Consider the following 21924-nt stretch of genomic DNA (forward strand, 5'->3'; position numbering starts at 1 on the left):
ATGCCCCAATCCAAGCCCGTCGAGTTCCACTACGCCGCTCGCAGCGACGTCGGCTTGGTGCGTCAAAATAACCAAGATTCTGGCTACGCAGGCGCAAATTTACTGGTTTTAGCCGACGGCATGGGCGGTCCCGCGGGCGGCGATATCGCCTCGTCGGTCGCAATGGCTCACCTCGTCCCTCTGGACACCGACTCTCACCCGGCAGAATCTCTTCTTCCCCTCCTTCGCGATGCCCTGATGGATGCTCACGAAGAGCTCTCAGAGCGCTCACAACATGACCCTGAGCTCGCAGGTTTGGGAACGACCTGCATTGCAATCTTGCGTTCGGGTCGGAAACTCGCGATGGTCCACATCGGTGACTCACGCGCATACCTCCTTCGCGGGGATACTCTGACCCAGGTCACCACCGATCACTCTTTCGTTCAATACTTGGTTGATAGCGGCCAAATCACCCCTGAAGAGGCCGAACACCATCCTCAGCGCAACGTCGTCATGCGCATTCTGGGCGATTCCCAAGCGGATGTCACCCCCGATGAAACCATGCGCGAGGCGATCGTCGGCGATCGCTGGCTCCTGTGCTCCGACGGGCTTTCCGGCGTTGTTTCTGCCGATACAATCGCCGAGGTCCTCACCGACGTCCATGACCCAGGTGAATGCGCCGAAGAGCTCATCCGCCTAGCGCTTCTTGCCGGTGGCCCAGATAACGTGACCTGCGTTGTCGCCGATATTGTTCCCGCGGGAACCAACCCTCCCGCCGCACCCCAGGTCGTCGGCGCAGCCGCAAAGGACCGCTTAGCTCCAACCCGAGGCGGAGGAGGCGCAGCCGCGCGTGCAGCCGCCCTTTCAGCACCTACAAAGTCACTTCCTCAAGATGACGAGGCCGAGCCTGAGCTCCCCCGTCGCGCACGCTTTGGGTGGGTACTTCCCCTCGTCTCATTGATCACGGCCATTGCTGTTGTTGTCGGTGGATGGTTCGGCTGGAAGTGGAGCCAAACTCAGTACTACGTGCTGGGCAAAGATGGTGCTGTGGTGATCTACCAAGGTATTCCGCAATCGATTGGATCGTGGAATCTCTCGCATGCGGTGGAAATTACCGATGTGAAGCTCGATCAGCTTGCCGCGGTCGACCAGCAACGTTTACAAGAACCCGTCACTCGTACTTCTCGCAGCGATATCGACGCCTACGTGTCAGTCCTGCGATCGAATGCCCGCGAGCGCGCTTTGGAGAAAGAACGCGAAGCGAAGCAGCAAAAGGAACAGCAGGAACGCGAGCAAAACCAGAACAACCAGCAGGGACAAGAAGGTCAAGGTTCCACAGGCGATAATTCCGCCAATTCCTCGGCCAATCAGGAAGGGGGACACTAATGGCAACCGTGTCCATTAACCCCGTTCGTCCCCGACGTTTCCTTGAGCTTGTCCTTATGCTTCTTGCCCTAGCCGTCGGCATTGGTGGCTATGTCATCACCAGTATCAACCGGACGGGCGAGCTCCCGGCAAACCTCGGCCTTCACATTGGAATTTTGCTGGCCATTGCAATCCTTGCGGAAATCGGAGTCCACTTCTTGGCTCCCTACGCTGATCCCGTTATTTTGCCGGTCGCCGTTGCGCTCACCGGCATGGGTTTGGCAATGATTTACCGTATTGACCTCTCATTGAACGCGCTGGGCATGGATACAGTCGGCATGCGTCAAATGATGTTCGTCGGTATTGCAATTGCCTTGGCCGCAGTCATTTTGGTTGTTATTCGTGACCACCGGATCCTGCGTCGCTACACCTACACTTTCGGCCTGCTTTCGCTTGTTTTGCTCCTTTTGCCGATGATTCCCGGACTGGGTAAGGAAACCTACGGTGCTCGCGTGTGGATCAGCCTGGGACCGTTGTCAATGCAGCCCGGTGAGCTCGTCAAGATCACACTGGCAATCTTCTTCGCGGGTTACCTGGTGAACAACCGCGATAACCTCGCGATTGGCGGCCCCAAGGTTCTGGGCATGCGGATGCCCCGCGCTCGCGACCTCGGACCAATCTTGGTCGTATGGCTTGTGGGGGTAGCAATCCTGGTTCTTCAACGGGATTTGGGGACCTCGCTGCTCTTCTTCGGCCTTTTTGTTGCGACCCTGTATGTCGCAACAAACCGCGTTTCCTGGCTGGTCATTGGCTTCCTCATGTTCGTCCCCGCTGTTCTTGTTGCCATCAGCACCTTCAGCCACGTTCGCGCTCGTTTCTCCGTCTGGCTCAATGCTCTTGACCCCGAGGTCTACAACGCTCAAGCCGGCGGCTCCTATCAGCTGGTCCAAGGCCTCTTCGGCCAGGCCTCGGGCGGGCTTATGGGAACGGGCTGGGGTCGCGGTTATCCACAGCTTGTGCCTCTGGCTAACTCGGACTTCATCCTCTCTTCTTTCGCTGAAGAACTTGGAATTACTGGCCTTGCGGCGATCTTGGTCCTGTACTTGATTCTCATTGAACGAGGAATGCGCGCGGCAATTGGCGTGCGTGACGGTTTCGGGAAGCTCCTTGCCACGGGCCTGAGCTTCTCCTTCGCAATCCAGATTTTCGTGGTTTTGGGCGGTATTACTCGACTGATTCCACTCACCGGCCTAACCGCTCCTTTCTTGGCAGCCGGCGGCTCTTCGATGGTGTCCTCATGGCTGGCTGTTGCTCTTCTGATCCGCGTATCGGATGCTTCACGTCGTCCTTCGGTGCCCTCAACCTGGACCTCGGGCAATCTCCCCGTCGTTGATGCCAAGAAGCGTCACACCCCCGAACACGCGGGAGGTCGCCTGTGAATACCCAGATTCGTCGTCTTTTCGTCGTCGTTTTGACGATGTTTGCGGCCCTTGGCCTGATTGTGACGAATAATCAGGTCATTCAGGCCCCATCTCTCAATGCCGATGGGCGCAATCAGCGAACCATCCTCCATGCCGCCGAAGTTGACCGCGGTCCGATCATCGTTGCTGGAGAAGCCATCGCTTCGTCAAAGAAGATCGAGGATTCTTCGCGCTACCAGCGTTCTTATGCCCAGGGTCCCCTCTACGCCCAGACCACGGGATACTTCTCTGCCGCTTTCTCTCAATCGACTGGGATGGAAGCAGCGGCTGAGGACATTTTGGATGGACAGTCTCAGGTTCTCCTTGCCCAGCGCTTCCGTAACCTTTTCACTGGGCAAAACCGCCAAGGTGGTGGCGTCGTTTTGACGCTCAACCCAAATATGCAAAAGATCGCGGCTGAAAAACTGGGAAATCGCAAGGGCGCAGTTGTCGCTCTCGATGCCAAGACCGGTGCGGTCTTGGCCATGTATTCTTCGCCTTCCTACGATCCCAATTCGCTGGCGGTCTTTGATTCACAGGAAGCCAATACCGCTTACACGAATCTCATTAACGATCCCTCTAAGCCCCTGTATAACCGCGCGATTGCAGGCGACTTATATGCTCCCGGATCGACCTTCAAGATCCTGACAAGCATTGCTCTTCTTGAAAAGGGCGCGGTCACTCCGGAAACAGAGATGGACTCCCCCGTCTCGACCACGCTTCCCGGAACGGCCACCTCGGTGTCAAATATTGAATCAACCGAATGCGGCAACGGACACCCAACCCTTTCCGAAGCCTTTGCGCGTTCATGCAACACAACCTTTGTCTTGGCCAGCGAGAAACTGACGCACACGGATTTGGCCGATGTAACAAACCGTTTTGAGTTCGGAACCTCCCAGAAAATTCCGCTCAGCGTCACCCCTTCTCAATTCCCCGATTCAACGGATTCTGCACAGCTGGCAATGAGCGCAATCGGCCAGTACTCGGTCAAGGTCACCCCTATGGAAATGGCGATGATCGCACAGACCATTGCCAATAAGGGAACAATGATGCGTCCCTACCTGATTTCTCAGATCGTTGATTCTGATCTTCAGGTTCAATCGCAAACCTCACCAATCCGCGTGGGTCAGAAGATCACCCCCGAGATCTCCTCCCAACTGACGCAGATGATGACCGGCGTTGTCTCCCAGCCCTATGGAACCGGAACCTCCATGGCAATTTCGGGCGTTCCTGTTGCAGCCAAGACCGGAACCGCTGAATTAGGCGATGGCTCCGGCCGCGCAAATGCCTGGGCAGTTGGCTTCGCCCCCGCCGATAATCCGCAGATCGCCTTCGCGGTAGTTGTTGAAGGCGATGAATCCCATCCCGTCCCGCACGGTGGAACCGATGCGGGCCCCATCGCACGTGCACTTCTCCAGGAGGGTCTGAAGTGAGCGATCCCAAACCGACACGGGCACCAAACCAGCTGGCCGGGCGAGTCCTGGCTGGAAGGTATCTGTTGCTTTCCCTCATTGCCCAAGGAGGGATGGGCGAGGTCTGGAAGGCACGCGATCGCGTCACCGGACGTATCCTTGCCGCGAAGGTCTTGCGTCCTGAGTTATCCGGGCAGGAACTTTCGCTCTCCCGCTTGCGCATTGAAGCACGTAACGCGATGAGCGTTGAGCATCCGAATATCGCCAATGTCTTGGATTCGGGCGAAGAAAATGGTCGCGGCTGGATCATTATGGAGTTGGTCGAAGGACGTCCCTTGACCGATTACCTGCGCGGTGGCCAGTCTTTGGCTCCCGAATACCTCATGCCTATTCTCATGCAGATTGCAATGGCGTTGGGGGCGGCGGCTCAAGCAGGTGTCGTCCATCGCGATATCAAGCCCGCAAATGTACTCATTCGACCCGACGGTATGGTCAAACTGACGGATTTTGGTATTTCTCGTACAGATTCCCAGATCGATCTGACCGCCGATGGCATGGTGATGGGAACCGCCCAGTACCTTCCCCCCGAGCAGGCAATGGGAGAGAAAGCCACCTCACTGGGTGACCTTTACGCTCTGGGTGTGATTGCGTACGAGGCCGCGGCAGGAGTTCGTCCTTTTACTGGGAAGTCCCAGGTTGATATTGCCTTTGCCCACGTCAATGAACCGGTTCCCGCGCTTCCTGATACGGTTCCCGCTCCCCTTGCCCAAGTGATCTACCGCTTGTTGGATAAAGATCCACAGCAGCGTCCCGCATCGGGCTCTGCGCTTGTTCGTGAATTGGTTGCGGCAGCCAGTGAGATGGGCGTGTCCCTTCAGGCACGTCCGCTCCCTGCTCCAACCGTCCCAGCTCCGCAGCACGGTGCACCATCGGCTGCGAGTGAACCCGCGGTTGAAACTCGTGTCAACCCGGTGGCTCGACGCAGTGCACCGATTCGCCACACACACCGTCGTTCCCTTCCCGAGGACATGCTTGAGCCCGTCGATTTTGACGCACAGGCAGCACAGCCGTCCCTGGCAGCCCGCTCGGTGACGCAGACGCGTACGCCCGAGGCCTCGCACAAGGATTCCCCATCACGCCCTTCCCTCTCCTCCCGTATTGCCGCGGCCTCGCGAAGGGAAGAACCAGGTGACGGACCGGGGCGCAGGACACAAAGCCGCAGGACAGCTCCCGCGACGCACACTCCCGCCCCCGAGGCCTCGGCACGCAAGGCGCCTACAGCCCCATCGCGTCCTAAACGGCCTGCTCAGACCACAAGAATCAACCCCGCGCTTTTCCGCTGGCATGCGATCACGGAAGAGAACGGAACAATCCTCACGAGCGCTCCAGCAAAGACTCGCTACAATCGTTCTGTTGTGGCGCCGGAGCCAAGCCGCAGTGAGCAAATCGGAAAATGGCTGGTCATCTTCCTGATCTCTCTCACAATTTTCTTAATTGCGGTTGCTACTATCCACAACAGATTAGGGTCGCTCCTGCACAGGACAAGTGCAGACGTCTCACTCAATCAGGAGGTTTCGACATGGCAGAATCCGCCCCTCGAGTTCTAGGGGGACGCTACGAGGTGCGCTCGCTCATCGGGCGCGGCGGGATGGCCGAAGTTCACCTCGGGTTCGACAAGCGTCTGTCGCGAATCGTTGCAATTAAGACTCTTCGCACCGACCTGGCGATGGATTCCGTCTTCCAGGCGCGCTTCCGTCGCGAGGCCCAGTCCGCAGCTTCGCTTAATCACCCAAACATCGTTGCGGTCTACGACACCGGTGAAGAGCCAACCATCCTTCCCGATGGGCGTCGAGTCTCAATTCCTTACATCGTCATGGAATACGTTGATGGGCGGCCGCTGAAGGACCTGCTCTCTGACGATGCGGGCCCCTTCCCCATTCCCGAAGTCGTTGACATTGTTGCCGGCGTTCTCTCTGCGCTGGAGTACTCACATTCTGCTGGCCTGATTCACCGCGACATCAAGCCCGGCAACGTCATGCTGACTTCCAAGGGCGAAGTCAAAGTCATGGATTTCGGTATTGCCCGTGCAATCGCCGATTCTCAGGCAACAATGACGCAGACGAACGCAGTCGTTGGCACCGCACAGTACCTTTCCCCCGAGCAGGCACAGGGTAAGCCCGTTGATGCGCGCTCGGATCTGTACTCAGCGGGCGTCCTGCTCTTCGAGCTTCTCACCGGAAAGCCCCCATTTACAGGGGATTCTGCGGTAGCCGTCGCCTACCAGCACGTGCAGACTCTTCCGCCGCTTCCTTCATCGATTGCGCCCGATATTCCAGCTGAAATGGACCGCGTTGTCATGAAGGCTCTGGCTAAGAACCCTGACGATCGCTATTCTTCAGCGGCTGCAATGAAGGCTGACCTTCTGCGCGCGGCTCATGGCTCTCACGTGAACGCGCCCGACACTGCGGTGTGGACGACCCAGGCAACGCAAACGCTTCCCGCTGTTGCCACGCCTCCGGCTTTCCCCACAGCGTCCTCACCTTCCGAGGCCCAGGAGACCCAAATTCGACCTCGTGGGGCTGCGGCAACTGCGGTTCGTCAAAATGATGAGGAGCAAGAGGACGAGAAGAAGCGTCCTGCGGCTCTGATTGTGGGAATCATCGGTGTTGTTCTGGTTGCGGTTATTGGTATCGCGTGGCTTTTCCTGACGCATACTCGAGCTGATTCGACGACAGAGGTGCCCAACGTTGTCGGTCAGACCCAAGCCGAGGCCATGAAGACCATTACGGATAAGGGCTTCGAGTGGGCTGTTGCGAACGAGCAGGTTGCTTCTGACAGTGTTCCTGCCGGTTCCGTTGTTTCAACCGATCCGAAGGCCGGAACCGCTGCCAAACCCGGTTCCCGCGTGATTGCAACGATTTCTTCGGGTCCTGCGTCCATTACTCTGCCGGACAACCTTGTCGGCATGACCCCAACGCAGGCTCAGCAAACTGTTGAGGCTTTGGGCTTGAAGTGGACTCTGTCCGACCAGAAGGAAGCCTCCGATTCGGTCGAAAGCGGAAAGATTGCACGCGTCAGTCCTTCTGCAGGCTCGAAGGTCCGCGCCGGATCAACCATTACCGGTTACGTGTCCTCTGGCTCTGAAAAGGTGACAATCCCCGATGTCACTGGCATGAGCCAGGATCAGGCTCGTACTGCACTGACTCAAGCCGGCCTGTCGGTTGGAAACGTCAATACCGTCGATGAGGGCGGTGCCCAGCAGGGCCGTGTCGTCTCGACCTCTCCGGCTGTGGGTTCCGAGGCCAAGCGCGGCGATACTATCGCCCTGAACATCGCTTCGGGTAACATCACTGTTCCTCAGAACCTGACGGGTGCAAACTACACCGAGGTCGCCTCTCAGCTTGAGGCCTTGGGATTGCGCGTGACCGTCATCCAGATGCCCGACCGTAACGCAGCTGCTGGTGTTGTCACCGGAGTAACGCCCAGTGAGGGTTCTGCAGTGCGACAGGGCAGCTCCATCACTCTCTACGTGTCACAGGGTGGGTCTTCGGCCTCCCCCAGCCCCTCAGGCCACTAAGGCTCACGAGGCCCGCTTCGGACTAACAAACAGTCTGCTTGGGGACCTCGCCCGAAGGGCAGACAATCTGAACTGAATATACTGTGGGGGCCGGCATTGCCGGCCCCCACTCTATGCTCATTTTCGGTCAATCAGACCGCAGCGCCACCCAACCCAAAGAAACGCTCTGCCCATGGGAAAACATAGGCAAAAAGCACGGCGACAGCGAAGGCGGCAATCACTAGGCACAAGAAAACTCGGAACCACGTGGGTCCCGGAAGGTGGCGGAAAAACCATCCGTACATATTGAATTCCTTCCTTACTCCACGGGCTCATCAAGTAGTTCGGCGGGGACACCCGTACTCTTCGGAGTCCACGATTCCAACTTGAGGTGAACAATAAAACGCTCGGAGTTGCCGTACTCGGGGTTGCAGGTGGTCATTGTCATCAGACGTTCAGTCGGCTGCTTTGAGAAGGTCAGATCACCGGGAACCGGGGCAATGACACGGATATTAGTTTCATCGCTAGCGGGAACGATCTCATTGGACTGGTAGGTGTAGACCAGATAGACGTTATCGGTCTCGACAACAACCTTGTCATTGTCCTTGAGCAGGTCAATGAAACGGAATGAATTGCCGTATGAACGACGGTGTGCGGCAACCGAGAAGTTACCCACCTGGCCGGGCTGCGCGGTGTCCTTGTAATGGCCGGCCCAACCTTGATCGATCACGCTGCCTGTCGTACCTTCACCCAGGGGGATCTTCATCCAATTCCATGAAGGAACATGGATCACTCCGTAGAGTTCATCGATTGCCGGGTTCAGGGTGAACTCCGGCGGATCGTCGGTATGGCGCTCACCCAGGGTTCGGTTCGATGGGTGCTTGCTGGAGAAGTCCGCGACTGCTTGCGCGCGGGGGCCTTCTACCTTGTATGTCGTCCAGTACAACTGCCAAACGGCAAATAACCCCAAAATGACGGCAATCGTAATGAGGAGCTCGCCGATGACCGAGAGGAAGGTGACGCGATAGCGACGGGGGGCAGCCGCTTCTTTCACATGTTCACCCATTCTCTTTCACCACCTGTGCGTATCGAAGGGATAGGTCTTGGTCTGATGCCGGAAATTCGAGTTTCTCTGAAGTTTTCAACTCCCAGCCCAATCCGTAGCGTGCCACATAACGCTGATAGTTGACGACTCGAGGGTTCGTTTCGACTGAATTTCGGAGCTTATTCACATTTCCGATCGCCGAAATCTTGTAGGGAGGGGAAAAGGATGTGCCACCGACCAAAATGACGTTTCCAATGCAGCGCACAACGGTTCGCGGAGCGATACGAACACCTTGGACGGTCATCGCCTCTGCGCCGCCTTCCCACATTGCATTCATGACATCGTCGATGTCTTGCTGGTGAATGACCAGATCGTTGGGGTTGACGTTGTCCGGAATGCTGTCTGTAGGCGCATCTGAAAGGGTCACCGTAATACCCGGACCCGAGACGGGAACTTTAGAGAGCTCACCGACGTTATCGCTGCTCTGCTGGCCAGCTGCCGGAACATGGCCCGCAATCTGATCTTTCAGGCTGCGGACCCCGTCTTGGAGGTCTTTCACTTCATTTTGACGGTGTGCGACAAGCCCAGCCAGATCGACAGCGGTTTGTGAGCGGGTTTCCGAGTTTGAGCGCGCACTGGCAACAAAGAGCATTCCCGAGGCCGTAGTGACGATGAGAACAGACAGAGCCGAGCGCAGGGTACGACCCGTCGGGCGGGTGAGCGGTCGGCCGAAAAGTTTCACATCATCTCCTGTTGGCGACTAGGCGTACCTCTAGTATCCCCTGTTTGAGGGTGCAACGCCCAGTTGCTTTTGATGTTTGGCTCAGTCCCGCTAGGCTAGAGGAAGGCCGCCTGTCGCGGCGTTTCCCGGGGAGATCCCGACACTTGCCGCATGAAAGGATAATCGTGGCTGAGCCGAAGAAGAGCGAAGAGCGCGAGGAAGAGAAGAAAGACGCACAGACCGAGGAGCGTTCCGAGAAGCGCGAAGAGCGTCACGCACATGAGGACGAGAAGAAGGACTCGAAGCGCGAGGAACACGGCAAGCGTTCATCAAGCAAGAAGCGCGATCACGAATCTCGCGTTGAGAAGCGCGCAAAGGCCGAGTCAGAAAATGAAATCCATGCCTGGACCGATGGCATTCCGCTTTCGCCTGTGTGGTGGGCACCCGTCTTCACGACCCTGATGATTGTCGGCCTGCTCTGGATTGTTGTCTTCTATATTTCCGGAGCCACGTACCCGATTCCGAAGATCGGTCAGTGGAACTTGGCAGTCGGTGGCGGTATCGCATTCGTCGGCTTCCTTATGACTATGCGTTGGCGCTGAGCATATCGCCGAACGTGAATTCTCCTTTCTCATGAACTGAATTCACGGTTGAGTCTCAAGGGGCTGGGACACCCGTAAGGGGGTCCCAGCCCCTTTGCTTTCACGCGTCACTAGATTTTTCTTTGTCAGATCTTAGATATCGACGATTTTGGGCGCTTTAGAGGCGTGAATCCACATCCACAGCCAAAAGTTATCCACAGGCAAATCCACAGCTGGGGACAAATACCATCGATGTAATTACCCAGCATCGATTCCCAGATTTACTAATGAATTTAGTTTCATGAAGATTGAATTGAAACTTCAGACTTGCGGTATATCAACGAAAACTCACTTTTTTGCCACAAAAACAACAAAATGATGTCCGGCAGCACACTTTTCAGCTTCGCACAATGATTTCGCGCTGTATCCACACGTTATCCACAACATCCACAGGCAAAATGAGCAAGCTTCCATTTAGCTTCCAGCTTTCGCCCAGAATGAGCTAAGAAGCGGCTAAAACGAAGCCATGTACGGACAAGCAGCGGGTCACTACACTCCCCGCATCACCTAGATATGGGGCAATAACTCCACGCAGACTAGGCGTGGAACTCGATACGCCGACCGGCCTCGTACATGCCCCCAAGGCGCTGGCCCCCCAAAGCGGGCTGGAAGGAAGCAATATCTGTCGTCGAGAAGGTCGTCAGCGAATTCATGCCGTACTCGGTCAGCAAGGTCGCAGCGGGAGCCGAAGGGCCAACAATAATCGTCTGTGCACTCCGGGAAAGCTCCAAAAGACGCGGCATCGTCTTATTCACAAAAGCAGAACCCGTGATAAAGACGTAGTCACAGGTGGGAAGAACATATTCTGCGGCTGTATCTGGCAAATCTCCATCCAGCACGTTGCGCTCGAAGATGAAGAGTTCAGAGGCGGCAGAAAGGGCCTCGGCAGCGAAGGGAAAATGCCCAATAACAGCGACGCGCTTACCGGCAACCTCAGCCGACCAAGGATCAAAAAGGTTCTGCCAATTATTCACCTGGCACGGAACAAAACCTGCGGCCTCGGCCCGCGAGGGAAGCGCATACCAAGAATTCACAGCCGCCATCCCCAGGGCAGCCTCGGCGAAATTCCAACTCTTCGCATAAGCGGCAACCTCGCGCAGACTCATGCCAGAGGGATCGGTGGGAAGACGGCGAGCAATCGACTCAACGGGCATATGGAAGGCCATACCCGCGCCGGCCTCGGAATTCTCGATGAAGGCCCACTTACCAAAACGTCCACTAGCGGTAACTTGAACGGATGGGTCGATCTGCTCAATCAGCCGATCATAGATCTCCCACGGATTCCACAAGTCCAGCATCGAAACTCCCACTTAGATATTGAGAAGCACCATGTAGGTGACAACAAGGATGACAAGCTCAGCAAGGAACATCCCCGCGATACCCAGATACAAACGGCGGCGTTGTTTCTTCGCTGTCATCCCGGAACGCGGCTTACCCAAGGCGAGCATCCCCCAGGTTGCGAGCATCCCGAAAATCAAACCGCCAAGATGAGCCTGCCACGATACTCCTGAAACGATGAAGCCATACAGGAGGTTAACTGCAAGAAGGCCGACGACGGCGCGCACGTCAATCCCAGCGGCCCGCTGCAGAACGAAAACAGAGCCAAAAAGGCCGAAAATTGCGCCCGAGGCACCGACGGTCACCGTCAACGCAGATGAGGGGTCAATCAGCACCCACCCCAAAACGCCGAGGGTTCCACCCAGAGCACTTAAAAGATAGAGACAGAAGTAGGGACCGCGCCCCAACGCTGGCTCCAAGGCACGTCCTATTGCGTAGAGCGAAACCATATTGAAGGCAATGTGCATGAGGTTCACATGCAAGAACGCCGTCGTCAGGATGCGCCACGGCTGATACAGGCCATGAATCGGAGTGAATCCCAGGTATTGGGTGATCACACCCTTGGTAAGAATGTCACCTACCCACAGAGCCACGCACACGCCAATGATTGCGTAGGTGACGACAGGGGTTTGTGCACTGACCCGGACGCTCCCCCATTGACGAGGCCGGGCGGTGCGGGCGCTTCCGAAAAGGTTGCCTCGGCCTCGGCCCGCGCAGTCCACACAGATTGAACGGACTTCCGTGGGAACGACACACTGAGTGCACATGGGGCGATTGCAGCGCTTGCAGTAATCGACGCTGCGCACTCCGGGGTGGCGCGGGCACTCGGGTGCAGCGTAGGGATCAGAACGCTGACCGTACAGAGGCTGAGACATATAAACCTTCCGGTTTGTGGTCACTCAGTGATGTCGATCGATTCGATAACGACATCTTCGACGGGACGATCGTTACGACCGGTACGAGTTGTTGCGATTGCATCGACAACTCGCTTGGAGTCTTCGTCGATAACTTCACCGAAAATGGTGTGGTTTCCGTTGAGCCACGGGGTAGGCGCAACGGTAATGAAGAACTGAGAGCCGTTGGTTCCCTTGCCCATACGCTTACCGGCGTTTGCCATGGCCAGCAGGTAGGGCTTGGAGAAGGTCAGATCCGGATGGATCTCATCGTTGAACTGGTATCCGGGACCACCGGTTCCGGTACCAAGGGGGTCACCGCCCTGAATCATGAAGCCGTCAATGACGCGGTGGAAAATCGTGCCATTGAAAAGGGGGCGCGAGGTGGGCTGACCGTTGGTGGGGTCAATCCATTCGCGTTCACCCTGTGCAAGTGAGGTGAAGTTCTTAACGGTGTTGGGGGCTTGCTCGGGGAAAAGCTCGAGTCGAATATCGCCCTTATTGGTGTGAATTGTTGCTTCCATACCTCCATGGTTCCAGATTCAGGTGAAATCGGCACGCTATTTTGCTCGGTATTCGCTTGATGAAGCTGCATCTAATGGTCAAAGAGTGCACAATAGAAGGGTCCATGCGTTCGCTCAACGGACGCGATTTTTTTACAGATTCGGAGACATCATGGCAAGGACCCCGAACATCGACACCGATAAGCTCAAGGCACAGGGCCTGCAGCTCCGTGACGCAGCGGCTGTACACGCGGGCCGTCTCGCCGTACGAGCCGCCGATCTGGCAGAGCAGGGACTGGACTGGGCAGCTCCTCGCGCACAGGCCGCGCTCTCAAGCGCAATTGAGCGCGCGACTCCCCTTGTTGAGTCCGCAAGCGAACGTGCACAGTCTGTTGCCGACCGCGCTCAGCCCTTCCTTTCCGATATTCACGGCCACGTCGTGGACGACTACCTGCCTCGCCTGAACAAGGCAGTGTCCGAGTCCGCCACTGCTCTTGCTGCTGAGGGCGACCTGAGCTCGCGCGCACGCGCCGCTCGTTCCGCATCCGCAAAGGCCCTGACGACTCCGGCTCGTAAGAAGAAGTGCTGCAAGAAGGGCCGCCTGCTTCGCGCCCTCTGCTTCACCGCACTGACCGCTGCCGCTGCTGGCGCAGGCTACGTCCTGTGGAAGCGCAGCCAGCCGATCGAAGATCCGTGGGCCGAGGACTACTGGGCAGACCTCGAGGTCGAAGACTACAGCGCTGACCAGAACCAGGAAGCTTCTGCCGAGTAAGACAGAGCGCCTCTGAGAAGGCTTAACGTTTTGGGGGGTCGCGACGCAATGCGTCGCGACCCCCCAAACATTTCTCTGTCCAGATCTTCGCAGGCGAAGATACTCAGCTGAAAATGCGCTAACCGGCGATGAAGAAGAGCCCCACGAATCCAAGGATTCCCAACGCCAAGGAACTCACATTCAGAACGATCGCCCACACATTGAGCGTGCGCTGTGGCGCCGAGATCTGGACTGCGCGACTCGGAATCGATAAGACCACGCCGAGGATATTAATCGGGCCGATTAGGCCGACCCACATGATCAAGATCAGGATCCACACCCAGCCGGCACCTTCGGGATGTCCGCTCTTGATAGCGCCTTGGATGATCAGGTAGGGGAACAAGAACGAACAAATGACAAGAATCCAGCCGATGACGCCAAGGATCAGCGGGAAACGCTTGAGTTTCGCTTCACCTTGTCCAAACGATGTTCCAAGCTTTTGACCAGCTGGCTGCGGAATGCTCACCTTGTCCTCCTCGTGGATAAATATTGCGAAGACTGAGCCTATCGAAGGCTCCAAACCCTGTAAAGGTGACTACTCGAGAAAAGAGCTGAGCACCCGCACAACCCCGGCCTCGTTATTCGAAAGCGCAACAAAGCGAGCGGCGGCAAGGATATCGGGGGACGCATTCGCCATCGCAAAGGAAAATTCAGCGCGCGACATCATCCCAAGGTCGTTTCCCGCATCTCCAAATACTGCGGTTTGTGCAGGTGAGACCCCAAGATACTTCTGCAGCTCGCTGACAGCTTGGCCTTTATCGACTCCACGCATCTGCAAATCAGCCCAGTTATCGCCAGAAAGCGCGAATTGATGACTTTCCTTGAAGCTTCCCAAAGTTCGTTCAGCCAAGGGCTTCACATCGCCTGCACTGCGCAGAGCAAGCTTGATGATTGCGTCATCCAATTCACCGCGTTCAATCTCATCAAGTACCTCAATCAGGTCTTCAACAACCTGAGTTCGCGCGTAATACGGCAAGATTGCATGCAAGAAAGGCTCATCACTGCGCTCGATATACGCTGACTTCTTCCCGCAGACGACAAGGCCACCGTCCCACTGCGCAGCTTCTACATCCTGAACTTTCCCGTCTTGAACATCGGTATGCGCAGCAAAGAAACCGCCCTGACGCACGTGATGACGGACCAACTCGACACACCTGCGCACCGTCTCTAGGTCAAGGGGGCTTGAGGATATCTCTTCCCCATCACGCATAACAATCGCGCCATTTTCACCGATAAAAGTCATCCCCACGCGCCCCGGGAACATGTTGATCAGAGTCCAGATTTGCCGACCAGACGCGGGCGCAAAAGTCACGCCACGCGCCTCCATAGAATCGAGGAGCTGCTCCAATCCCACGGGGAAGTTTTTCTGATCATCCAACAAGGTCCCATCCATATCGACCGCTGCCAGACGGATATCAGCATCCGCATATGTGGTGGGATCACTTGCCTGCGGCATTGACGCTTCGCGCATGTGTAGTACTTCCTCACGACCGAAAATGACGTCCTCAAGGGCACCCATTGAACAGAAAAGAACCTGCGACCAGACTAACAACCACGCCTTTCATGGACCTAATACCTCCTACCCGTCAACCTCGTGAAGGCTCATCTGCTAGTTTGAACGGCATGACCCATGCGCAAGTGCTTCTGCGTGAATACGCCCGCGCAACAAATATGTTGATCGCGGGACGACCTTTCGTCACTTCAGACCCTGAGCTCGCTTCTCTTCTTGAGGCCTTCGGCGCTCAGGTCGCTCCCCACCCCAGTAGGGAAGGATCCTTGGGCCTCGAGACAGTATTTGATCTCTCAGACCAGGCGCGCCCCCACCCGGGTGCAATTACCGTCGTCGCACCCTCCGGTACCTTCGAAGGGGTCTACTCCCCCGACGGTTCCCCAATTTCTGGACCAGGGGACCCCGAGCGCATTGCGTGGGCCCGTTCGCTCATGCCCGTGACCGAGGCCGCGGTTCGCCGCATTGCCCACCTGCTCCCGGGCCGCCGGATTGGCCTCGCCCTGGTTTTGGAACCAAAAACTGCTGCGCTTGCCCTGATGCTTGCCGAGGCCGGTGCTGAAGTTTCCGTCTTTGGGCACGCAAGCGAGACCCGAGATGACGTTGCCGATGCCCTGCGCCGCGCGGGTCTGAAGGTCTTTGCCGACTCCCACGCAACTCCGGAGCAGGAAGAAGCACTCGCCCGCGACTTCCTCGCGGAAAACAACGAGTACCTGCTGGATGACGGTTCGCATCTTATTCGCATGGCTCACGATCCGGGTCGCGCTCCCACAGCGCTTTCCGCTTTGCGCGGCGCTGCCGAGGAAACGACCTCGGGACTGCGACCGCTACGCCATTTCCCACTGCGTGTTCCTGTGATTGCCAGCAATGACGCACGTTCCAAGACACTCTTCGATAACGCCTATGGAACCGGCCAATCCTGTTGGACAACAATCCTGGACATCATTGACCCCGCGAAAATTGGCGCCGCGATCCCTGGAATGGCGATCGGAGTCATCGGCTACGGTGACGTCGGAAAGGGCTGCGCTCGCTTTGGCCGCGCACTGGGAGGAAAGGTCAGTGTCGTCGAACTTGACCCGGTTCGCGCTCTCCAAGCGCGCATGGATGGTTTCACTGTCGCTTCACTGTCTGAGGTTGCCGCATGCGCAAGCATGTTGATTTCCGCGACGGGAGAGCCCTCGACCATTCCGCTCAGTGCGCTTGAGGCCCTCCCTGAAAATGCGATTGTCACTGTCGCGGGCGGAGTGGTCGGTGAAGTTGAGTTCGAGCAGGCGCTCGCCGCGGGGTGGACGCTGAACGAGGCGGGCGACCCCCATGTGCAAAGGCTGACCGATCCGAAGGGTAAGTCCCTGCGTCTTCTGGAAAAGGGTGAAGGCATCAACTACACAGCCGGCGAAGGAAACCCCATCGAGATCATGGACATGAGTTTCGGGGTTCAGGTTGCCGCCCTCACCGAGCTACTCACGCACGGAGACAAACTTGACCCCGGTCTCCATAACCTTCCCATCCAAGCCGATAATGCGGTGGCTCAAGCTGCGCTTGATGCACTTCGTGGGACAGGCAATGCACAATAGTTCCATGACTTCGACGCTTTCCCAGGATGACGCAGAGATCCTCAGCCCCCGCCCGCATTCCGACGTCGTCGAGGTCTACTCAGCTGGGCTCGTCATTCCGATCACCGCTCCATCCGTCTTGGACGGTGCTATTGCGGTTTCCGGTGGACGAATCGAACACGTAGGATCTCGTGACTGGGTGATTCACGCGCTCGAGCAGTCGGGGCGCACCTTCGTCGAGCATCACGTCGACGGGGTACTGATGCCCGGCCTCGTCAATGCGCACACCCACCTGCAGTACACGGGAATGGCGGAAGTTGGAGCGAAACGCTACACGGGTTTCCCCTCGTGGGCGCAGGCTTTCGACGCGGTCTATGACCACACAGAGTTTGATTGGAAGGCCGAGGCCACGCGGGGTGCGCGCCTCTCGATCCGCTATGGGACAACCAGCGCTGCCGACGTCGTCACCGATCCCGAGGCCGCGGGCGCGCTCCACGACCTGGGCCTGCACGGCGTCGCCTACTGGGAAGTCATGGGGTGGTCGAACGAAGATTGGGCGGCTCGTGGTCCGGCAAGCGTCAACGCTTCCTTGGACGCAATGCCCACTCCCCCGCAGATCGGCATTTCCCCGCACGCCCCATACTCATTGGACGCGGAACCGCTTTTGGATCTTCCCGACCTTGCGCGTCGGCGTAACCTTCGCCTGCATATCCACTTGGGTGAATCCCATTCCGAGGCCGAGTGGAAAGAAGGCCGAACCGCGCAATTGGACGATTTGTGGCGCAGTGGAGCGTCGACCTCCTTCACGGAAATGCGTTCCCTGGGCGGAGGCTTCTCGGCAACACAATTCGTCGACCAACTGGGGGTTTTGGGTCCTGATTGCCATGTGGCCCACGGCGTGTACATGACCGCAGATGACCGGCGTCGCTTGCGTTCTCGCAATACTGCTGTTGCTTTGTGTCCGCGCTCGAATCGTGTGATTGGCTTGGACGCTCCCCCTGTTGCCGCCTACCTGAATGAGGGCAATTTGCTGGCCGTGGGGACGGACTCTCTGTCCTCTTCTCCCAGCCTCGACGTCATGGAAGACGTTGCGCTCTTGTATAAGATCGCTCGGGCTCAGGGCTACGGGGAGAGCGATTTGGCTCGTCGTCTACTCCACACCGCTACTTTGGGTGGGGCCGTCGCATTGGGATTGTCGACGGGTTCTCAACGCGTGGGCCAGCTTCAGTCTGGCGCGGTTGCAGACATAGTGTTTTTCGATGTGCCCGTAACGACGATTGTCGACACTATCGAGGAGCTCGTCCAAACCGGTGCTTCTCGTCAGATTGCAACGGTTATAGATGGAAACCTGCGCTGGGTCGATCCGCGTTTCACCGACATCTTTGAGGGAGACGTGCAATGACTACTCTCACTCCGCTCGCTTCCACGCTCGTCAAGCAACTTGACCTTGCGCCCCATCCCGAGGGCGGCCACTTCCGTCGCACGTGGACCGCACCCACGCATGTGGAAACCTCTCGCGGCCAGCGAGCCACGGCCTCGGCAATCCTCTTTGTGCTCGATCGCGACGAGGAAGCTGCCTGGCACTTGGTGCACTCTGATGAGCTGTGGATTTGGTCGGGTCCGGGAGCGCTGGAGATTCACTTGGGTGGAAATGGCGAGGCCCCAAGTTCCGAGCCGCAGATCGTGATCTTAGCCTCGCCGGATGCTGGCAATGCAGAACTCTCCCCTTCTGAGCCTTCGAACCCCGTGCAATTCCTTGTCCCCGCCGGTTCGTGGCAGCGTACTTTTGCACGGGGCCAAGCAGCACTCGCAACATGCATTGTGTCACCCGAGTTCTCTTTCGAAGACTGGAAGCTTGCGGAAACCAATTCCTGAAGCTTTTCTAAGTGTCGACAATGCTCATAGCAATGCCGTAGCCTAAGTAAGCAATCCAGTAATCACTGGAAACCCCACTATTGAAGGAGTCATCGTGGATCTGGAAAACCTGAAGAAGCAGGCCGAAGAAGGCTTTGAAGCTGCAAAGGACAAGGTCGGAGACGTCGTCGAGGCAGTTAAGGACAAGGTCGGAGACGTCGTCGAGGCGGCTAAGGACAAGGCCGGAGACGCTAAGGACAAGGCCGAAGATGTCGTCGAGGCGGCTAAGGACAAGGCCGGAGACGCTAAGGACAAGGCCGGAGACGCCGTCGAGGCGGCTAAGGACGAGCTGGATAAGTGACCATTAGCATCAAATAAATCAGAGGGCAGATCCAATTGGATCTGCCCTCGGTTATTAGACCCATCATAGCGAGGATCCACGCAGACCATATCTCACATCTAAAGTTTGAGACTATCTCTTTCCATTAGCACGTAGTTGCCCTTAGCCTTAGAGCGTGGGTGCTTTTCCCATGGGTTGACAAGCACTCAAAATTGTTCTGTCCCAATATCTTCATAGGGAGCACACGTGGTTCGTCCCAAGATCCGTTTCCGTAAGTCCGCACTCGTCGCAATCGCAGCAACTGCCGTCATGGCGCTGGGTGCATGCGCGGGCGGAACCACTTCCAGCAGCACAACTTCCGCAACCGCCGATGCTAACGCAACCGGCGAAGCACTCCCCACCGTAACCAAGGGTAAGCTCACCATCGCCACCGGCGATCCGGCCTACAGCCCCTGGGTCCTCAACGACAACCCCGAATCCGGTGAAGGCTACGAGGCCGCAGTTGCCTACGCAGTCGCCGAGAAGCTGGGCTTCTCCAAGGATCAGGTCGTGTGGAAGCGCACAACCTTCGATTCGGCAATCGCACCTGGCGCAAAGGACTGGGACTTCAACATCCAGCAGTTCTCCATCACCGATGCTCGCAAGCAGGCAGTGGACTTCTCCAGCCCCTACTACACGACCTCCGAAGCGGTTGTCGCCGTGAAGGGCACCCCCGCTGCCGAGGCCAAGAGCCTCGAAGACCTGAAGAAGCTGAAGTTCGGCGTTCAGACCGGTACGACTTCTCAGAACTACGTGATGAACAAGCTCAAGCCCAGCACCGATCCGCTGATCTTCAACGGTTCTGCTGACGTGGTCCAGGCTCTCAAGGGCGGCCAGGTTGACGCAATCGTCGTGGACCTGCCCACCGCATTCAACGTCATCGCAACCCAGGTTGAGAACGGCACCGTGGTTGGCCAGTTCACCGCGAACGAGGATGGCAACAACTTCGGTCTGCTGCTTCCTAAGGGAAGCGCTCTGACCCCCGCGGTCACCAAGGCAGTCGACACGCTGCGCGATAACGGCACCCTGGCCGAACTTCAGAAGAAGTGGCTGGCCGACGCCGCATCCGCTCCGATCTTCGAGCAGTGATCTTCTTCTCCGGCTTGGGATTCGTCCCAAGCCGGAGAATTTTCATTTCCCTTGTCCTGATTGCTTTACGCATTCGAAACCCACTCAGAGGACCCAGTGCTCACCGATTCCCACTCAGCAGACCCCATGGCTGAATTCCCAGTCTCCGAGGTCGAGCGCCAGCGCCGTCGTTACCGGCGCACGCGCACCACTCGCTCACTCTTGATCTCCGCGATCTCCACTCTGATCATCGCGGCACTCATCGTTGTCATCTTGGCCTCGTCTCCGGGGTGGAAGACAACCCAACAAACCTTCTTCAACTGGGAATACGCAAAGAGCTCCTTCCCCGCGGTCCTCTCCGGCATGTGGCTCAACATCCGCATGCTGCTGGTTGCAGCGACTGGCGTGGCGGTCTTTGCAACTCTTCTTGCTGCCGCACGTACCTTGGGCGGACCGGTATTCTTCCCAATCCGATTCCTTGCTGCCGCATACACGGACATCTTCCGCGGTGTGCCTTTCATTGTGGTCCTGTACATCATCGGTTTCGGAATTCCCGCTTTGAACCCGTCCAGGCGCATCGATGTCACGCTGCTGGGAACCATCGCCCTGGTCATCACCTACACCTCCTACGTTTCCGAGGTGCTCCGTGCTGGCCTCGAATCCATTCACCCCTCGCAGCGCTACGCAGCGCGTTCTCTGGGCCTGACCCACGGACAGACCATGCGTCACATCATCGTGCCGCAGGCAGTTCGTAAGGTCACCCCCGCTTTGATGAACGACTTCATTTCCATGCAAAAAGACGTGGGCCTGATTTCTGTTCTGGGCGCAACTGACGCAATCCGAGCAGCACAGGTTCAGCAGGCAACGACCTACAACTTCACTTCCTACGTGGTCGCGGGCCTCCTCTTCATCGTTTTGTCTTTCCCCTTCATTCGCCTGTCCGATTGGTACACCGCGCGACTACGTAAGCGCGAGCAGATGGGAGGCACCGTCTGATGAGCACGGAAACCACCACCCCCGACGAAAGCTTGGCAACCTCCGCGGAGCACCCCGTCCTTTCTGTTCAGGGCGTCGTTAAGCGCTTTGGTTCCAACATCGTTTTGCGCCGCCTAGATCTTGACGTTCACCGTCACGAGGTCGTTGTACTCTTGGGTGCCTCAGGCTCGGGAAAGTCGACCCTCCTGCGCTGCGCGAATCTGCTTGAACGCGTCGATGACGGCCAGATTTTCCTTTCGGGAATGGACATCACCGACCCCAGCATCAACGCCGATAAGGTTCGCGGACAGATCGGTGTCGTGTTCCAGCACTACAACCTGTTCCCGCACATGTCAGTGATCGATAACGTGACACTGGCTGCACGCAAGGTCCACGGGTGGGCACCGGAACGCGCAACAAAGCGTGGTATGGAATTGCTAGAACGTATTGGTCTTGCTCAAAAAGCCGAGGAATACCCCGACCGGCTTTCGGGTGGCCAGCAGCAGCGCGTCGCTATTGTTCGTGCACTTGCAACCAATCCCGAGCTTCTTCTGCTCGATGAAATCACCTCAGCATTGGACCCCATGCTGGTCGGCGAAGTTCTTGACCTCGTCCGCGAAGTTAAGGACTCGGGTTCCACGATTCTTATGGCAACCCATGAAATCGGTTTCGCACGCCAAGTAGCAGACCGCGTGGTGTTCTTGGAACGCGGAAAAATCGTTGAACAGGGCACCCCTCAGGAGGTCATTGACAATCCGAAGATGCCTCAGACTCAGGAATTCCTGGCTCGCGTCTTCCACTGAGCGCCCAAATACACTGCGTCCCTCTTGTGAGCGGTTCCAAAGCCGCTTGCAAGAGGGACAT

21 protein-coding genes and 1 pseudogene are annotated in these 21924 nt (G+C 57.3%); 14 read left to right on the forward strand and 8 right to left on the reverse strand.

The features are described from left to right. From ADG72_RS04045 to pknB, 5 genes are read left to right on the forward strand one after another with little or no spacing between them, the layout of a single operon-like run. On the forward strand, positions 1-1365 hold the full coding sequence (locus ADG72_RS04045) for a PP2C family protein-serine/threonine phosphatase (protein WP_048712444.1): 1365 nt from the start codon (positions 1-3) through the stop codon (positions 1363-1365). Beyond that, on the forward strand, positions 1365-2783 hold the full coding sequence (locus tag ADG72_RS04050) for an FtsW/RodA/SpoVE family cell cycle protein (RefSeq protein WP_048712445.1): 1419 nt from the start codon (positions 1365-1367) through the stop codon (positions 2781-2783). Before ADG72_RS04045 ends, ADG72_RS04050 begins: the two co-directional genes overlap by 1 nt. Next, positions 2780-4237 (forward strand): peptidoglycan D,D-transpeptidase FtsI family protein, encoded by a 1458-nt coding sequence (locus tag ADG72_RS04055; RefSeq protein ID WP_048712446.1) that lies wholly within the window; start codon positions 2780-2782, stop codon positions 4235-4237. The genes ADG72_RS04050 and ADG72_RS04055 overlap by 4 nt, the downstream gene beginning before the upstream one ends. Beyond that, complete coding sequence (locus ADG72_RS04060; protein ID WP_053090550.1) at positions 4234-5823, forward strand: serine/threonine-protein kinase; 1590 nt, start codon at positions 4234-4236, stop codon at positions 5821-5823. Before ADG72_RS04055 ends, ADG72_RS04060 begins: the two co-directional genes overlap by 4 nt. Then, the gene (gene pknB, locus ADG72_RS04065) at positions 5796-7793 is read left to right on the forward strand and encodes a Stk1 family PASTA domain-containing Ser/Thr kinase (protein ID WP_048712448.1); all 1998 of its coding nucleotides are present in this window, start codon (positions 5796-5798) and stop codon (positions 7791-7793) included. The genes ADG72_RS04060 and pknB overlap by 28 nt, the downstream gene beginning before the upstream one ends. Before the next feature lie 131 nt (positions 7794-7924). On the opposite strand, the gene ADG72_RS08700 is transcribed toward pknB, so the two are convergent. The 3 genes from ADG72_RS08700 to ADG72_RS04080 are packed head-to-tail and all read right to left on the reverse strand — an operon-like array spanning position 7925 to position 9559. Continuing rightward, positions 7925-8077 (reverse strand): hypothetical protein, encoded by a 153-nt coding sequence (locus ADG72_RS08700; protein WP_019126632.1) that lies wholly within the window; start codon positions 8075-8077, stop codon positions 7925-7927. 14 nt (positions 8078-8091) lie between these two features. Then, positions 8092-8838: a class E sortase gene (locus ADG72_RS04075; RefSeq protein WP_009408019.1), complete on the reverse strand. Its 747-nt coding sequence runs from the start codon at positions 8836-8838 to the stop codon at positions 8092-8094. After that, positions 8831-9559 (reverse strand): DUF881 domain-containing protein, encoded by a 729-nt coding sequence (locus ADG72_RS04080; protein ID WP_239667653.1) that lies wholly within the window; start codon positions 9557-9559, stop codon positions 8831-8833. The genes ADG72_RS04075 and ADG72_RS04080 overlap by 8 nt, the downstream gene beginning before the upstream one ends. Before the next feature lie 311 nt (positions 9560-9870). On the opposite strand from ADG72_RS04080, the pseudogene ADG72_RS08910 reads away from it, so the two are divergent. After that, positions 9871-10140, forward strand: a pseudogene (locus ADG72_RS08910) (cell division protein CrgA); the annotation flags it as partial. 575 nt (positions 10141-10715) lie between these two features. On the opposite strand, the gene ADG72_RS04090 reads toward ADG72_RS08910, so the two are convergent. Genes ADG72_RS04090 through ADG72_RS04100 form a run of 3 tightly spaced genes read right to left on the reverse strand, consistent with a single transcriptional unit; the run spans position 10716 to position 12934 of the window. Further along, the gene (locus ADG72_RS04090) at positions 10716-11477 is read right to left on the reverse strand and encodes a Rossmann-like domain-containing protein (RefSeq protein ID WP_048712450.1); all 762 of its coding nucleotides are present in this window, start codon (positions 11475-11477) and stop codon (positions 10716-10718) included. 12 nt (positions 11478-11489) lie between these two features. After that, positions 11490-12392: a rhomboid family intramembrane serine protease gene (locus ADG72_RS04095; protein ID WP_048712451.1), complete on the reverse strand. Its 903-nt coding sequence runs from the start codon at positions 12390-12392 to the stop codon at positions 11490-11492. A gap of 20 nt (positions 12393-12412) precedes the next feature. Then, on the reverse strand, positions 12413-12934 hold the full coding sequence (locus tag ADG72_RS04100; RefSeq protein ID WP_019126637.1) for a peptidylprolyl isomerase: 522 nt from the start codon (positions 12932-12934) through the stop codon (positions 12413-12415). A gap of 151 nt (positions 12935-13085) precedes the next feature. On the opposite strand from ADG72_RS04100, the gene ADG72_RS04105 reads away from it, so the two are divergent. Next, positions 13086-13685 carry a hypothetical protein gene (locus tag ADG72_RS04105; protein ID WP_048712452.1) on the forward strand — a complete coding sequence of 200 codons (600 nt, stop codon included), beginning with the start codon at positions 13086-13088 and terminating at the stop codon, positions 13683-13685. Positions 13686-13803: 118 nt separating this feature from the next. Here the strand turns inward: ADG72_RS04105 and ADG72_RS04110 are convergent, their stop codons facing one another. Together ADG72_RS04110 and ADG72_RS04115 are read right to left on the reverse strand one after the other, a co-directional pair. Beyond that, a complete protein-coding gene (locus ADG72_RS04110) occupies positions 13804-14190 on the reverse strand; it encodes a hypothetical protein (protein WP_048712454.1) in 387 nt (128 codons plus the stop codon). A 69-nt stretch (positions 14191-14259) separates the two neighbouring features. After that, the gene (locus ADG72_RS04115; protein ID WP_239667654.1) at positions 14260-15195 is read right to left on the reverse strand and encodes an HAD hydrolase family protein; all 936 of its coding nucleotides are present in this window, start codon (positions 15193-15195) and stop codon (positions 14260-14262) included. A gap of 152 nt (positions 15196-15347) precedes the next feature. On the opposite strand from ADG72_RS04115, the gene ADG72_RS04120 reads away from it, so the two are divergent. From ADG72_RS04120 to ADG72_RS04150, 7 genes are all read left to right on the forward strand, one after another. Beyond that, positions 15348-16805 (forward strand): adenosylhomocysteinase, encoded by a 1458-nt coding sequence (locus ADG72_RS04120; protein ID WP_048712455.1) that lies wholly within the window; start codon positions 15348-15350, stop codon positions 16803-16805. 4 nt (positions 16806-16809) lie between these two features. After that, positions 16810-18186: an amidohydrolase family protein gene (locus tag ADG72_RS04125; protein WP_048712457.1), complete on the forward strand. Its 1377-nt coding sequence runs from the start codon at positions 16810-16812 to the stop codon at positions 18184-18186. Continuing rightward, entirely contained in the window at positions 18183-18659 is a 477-nt protein-coding gene (locus ADG72_RS04130) for a cupin domain-containing protein (RefSeq protein WP_048712458.1), read from the forward strand. The genes ADG72_RS04125 and ADG72_RS04130 overlap by 4 nt, the downstream gene beginning before the upstream one ends. A 94-nt stretch (positions 18660-18753) precedes the next feature. Beyond that, positions 18754-18999 carry a hypothetical protein gene (locus tag ADG72_RS04135; protein ID WP_048712459.1) on the forward strand — a complete coding sequence of 82 codons (246 nt, stop codon included), beginning with the start codon at positions 18754-18756 and terminating at the stop codon, positions 18997-18999. A gap of 225 nt (positions 19000-19224) precedes the next feature. Further along, a complete protein-coding gene (locus tag ADG72_RS04140) occupies positions 19225-20106 on the forward strand; it encodes an ABC transporter substrate-binding protein (RefSeq protein WP_009408034.1) in 882 nt (293 codons plus the stop codon). 126 nt (positions 20107-20232) lie between these two features. Next, positions 20233-21081, forward strand: coding sequence for an amino acid ABC transporter permease (locus ADG72_RS04145; protein ID WP_048713028.1), 849 nt, complete (start codon positions 20233-20235; stop codon positions 21079-21081). Further along, positions 21081-21863: an amino acid ABC transporter ATP-binding protein gene (locus tag ADG72_RS04150; RefSeq protein WP_048712464.1), complete on the forward strand. Its 783-nt coding sequence runs from the start codon at positions 21081-21083 to the stop codon at positions 21861-21863. Before ADG72_RS04145 ends, ADG72_RS04150 begins: the two co-directional genes overlap by 1 nt. Positions 21864-21924 lie beyond the last annotated feature (61 nt).

The organism is Trueperella pyogenes (assembly GCF_001070855.1).
Lineage (GTDB): Bacteria > Actinomycetota > Actinomycetes > Actinomycetales > Actinomycetaceae > Pauljensenia > Pauljensenia pyogenes_A.

What these genes read in the sequence shown, in the direction of transcription:
- ADG72_RS04045 (WP_048712444.1), top strand. Translation starts at nt 1, where the DNA reads ATGCCCCAATCCAAGCCCGTCGAGTTCCACTACGCCGCTCGCAGCGAC.
- ADG72_RS04050 (WP_048712445.1), top strand. Translation starts at nt 1,365, where the DNA reads ATGGCAACCGTGTCCATTAACCCCGTTCGTCCCCGACGTTTCCTTGAG.
- pknB (WP_048712448.1), top strand. Translation starts at nt 5,796, where the DNA reads ATGGCAGAATCCGCCCCTCGAGTTCTAGGGGGACGCTACGAGGTGCGC.
- ADG72_RS08700 (WP_019126632.1), bottom strand. Translation starts at nt 8,077, where the DNA reads ATGTACGGATGGTTTTTCCGCCACCTTCCGGGACCCACGTGGTTCCGA.
- ADG72_RS04075 (WP_009408019.1), bottom strand. Translation starts at nt 8,838, where the DNA reads ATGGGTGAACATGTGAAAGAAGCGGCTGCCCCCCGTCGCTATCGCGTC.
- ADG72_RS04090 (WP_048712450.1), bottom strand. Translation starts at nt 11,477, where the DNA reads ATGCTGGACTTGTGGAATCCGTGGGAGATCTATGATCGGCTGATTGAG.
- ADG72_RS04095 (WP_048712451.1), bottom strand. Translation starts at nt 12,392, where the DNA reads ATGTCTCAGCCTCTGTACGGTCAGCGTTCTGATCCCTACGCTGCACCC.
- ADG72_RS04100 (WP_019126637.1), bottom strand. Translation starts at nt 12,934, where the DNA reads ATGGAAGCAACAATTCACACCAATAAGGGCGATATTCGACTCGAGCTT.
- ADG72_RS04105 (WP_048712452.1), top strand. Translation starts at nt 13,086, where the DNA reads ATGGCAAGGACCCCGAACATCGACACCGATAAGCTCAAGGCACAGGGC.
- ADG72_RS04115 (WP_239667654.1), bottom strand. Translation starts at nt 15,195, where the DNA reads ATGCGCGAAGCGTCAATGCCGCAGGCAAGTGATCCCACCACATATGCG.
- ADG72_RS04120 (WP_048712455.1), top strand. Translation starts at nt 15,348, where the DNA reads ATGACCCATGCGCAAGTGCTTCTGCGTGAATACGCCCGCGCAACAAAT.
- ADG72_RS04125 (WP_048712457.1), top strand. Translation starts at nt 16,810, where the DNA reads ATGACTTCGACGCTTTCCCAGGATGACGCAGAGATCCTCAGCCCCCGC.
- ADG72_RS04130 (WP_048712458.1), top strand. Translation starts at nt 18,183, where the DNA reads ATGACTACTCTCACTCCGCTCGCTTCCACGCTCGTCAAGCAACTTGAC.
- ADG72_RS04145 (WP_048713028.1), top strand. Translation starts at nt 20,233, where the DNA reads ATGGCTGAATTCCCAGTCTCCGAGGTCGAGCGCCAGCGCCGTCGTTAC.
- ADG72_RS04150 (WP_048712464.1), top strand. Translation starts at nt 21,081, where the DNA reads ATGAGCACGGAAACCACCACCCCCGACGAAAGCTTGGCAACCTCCGCG.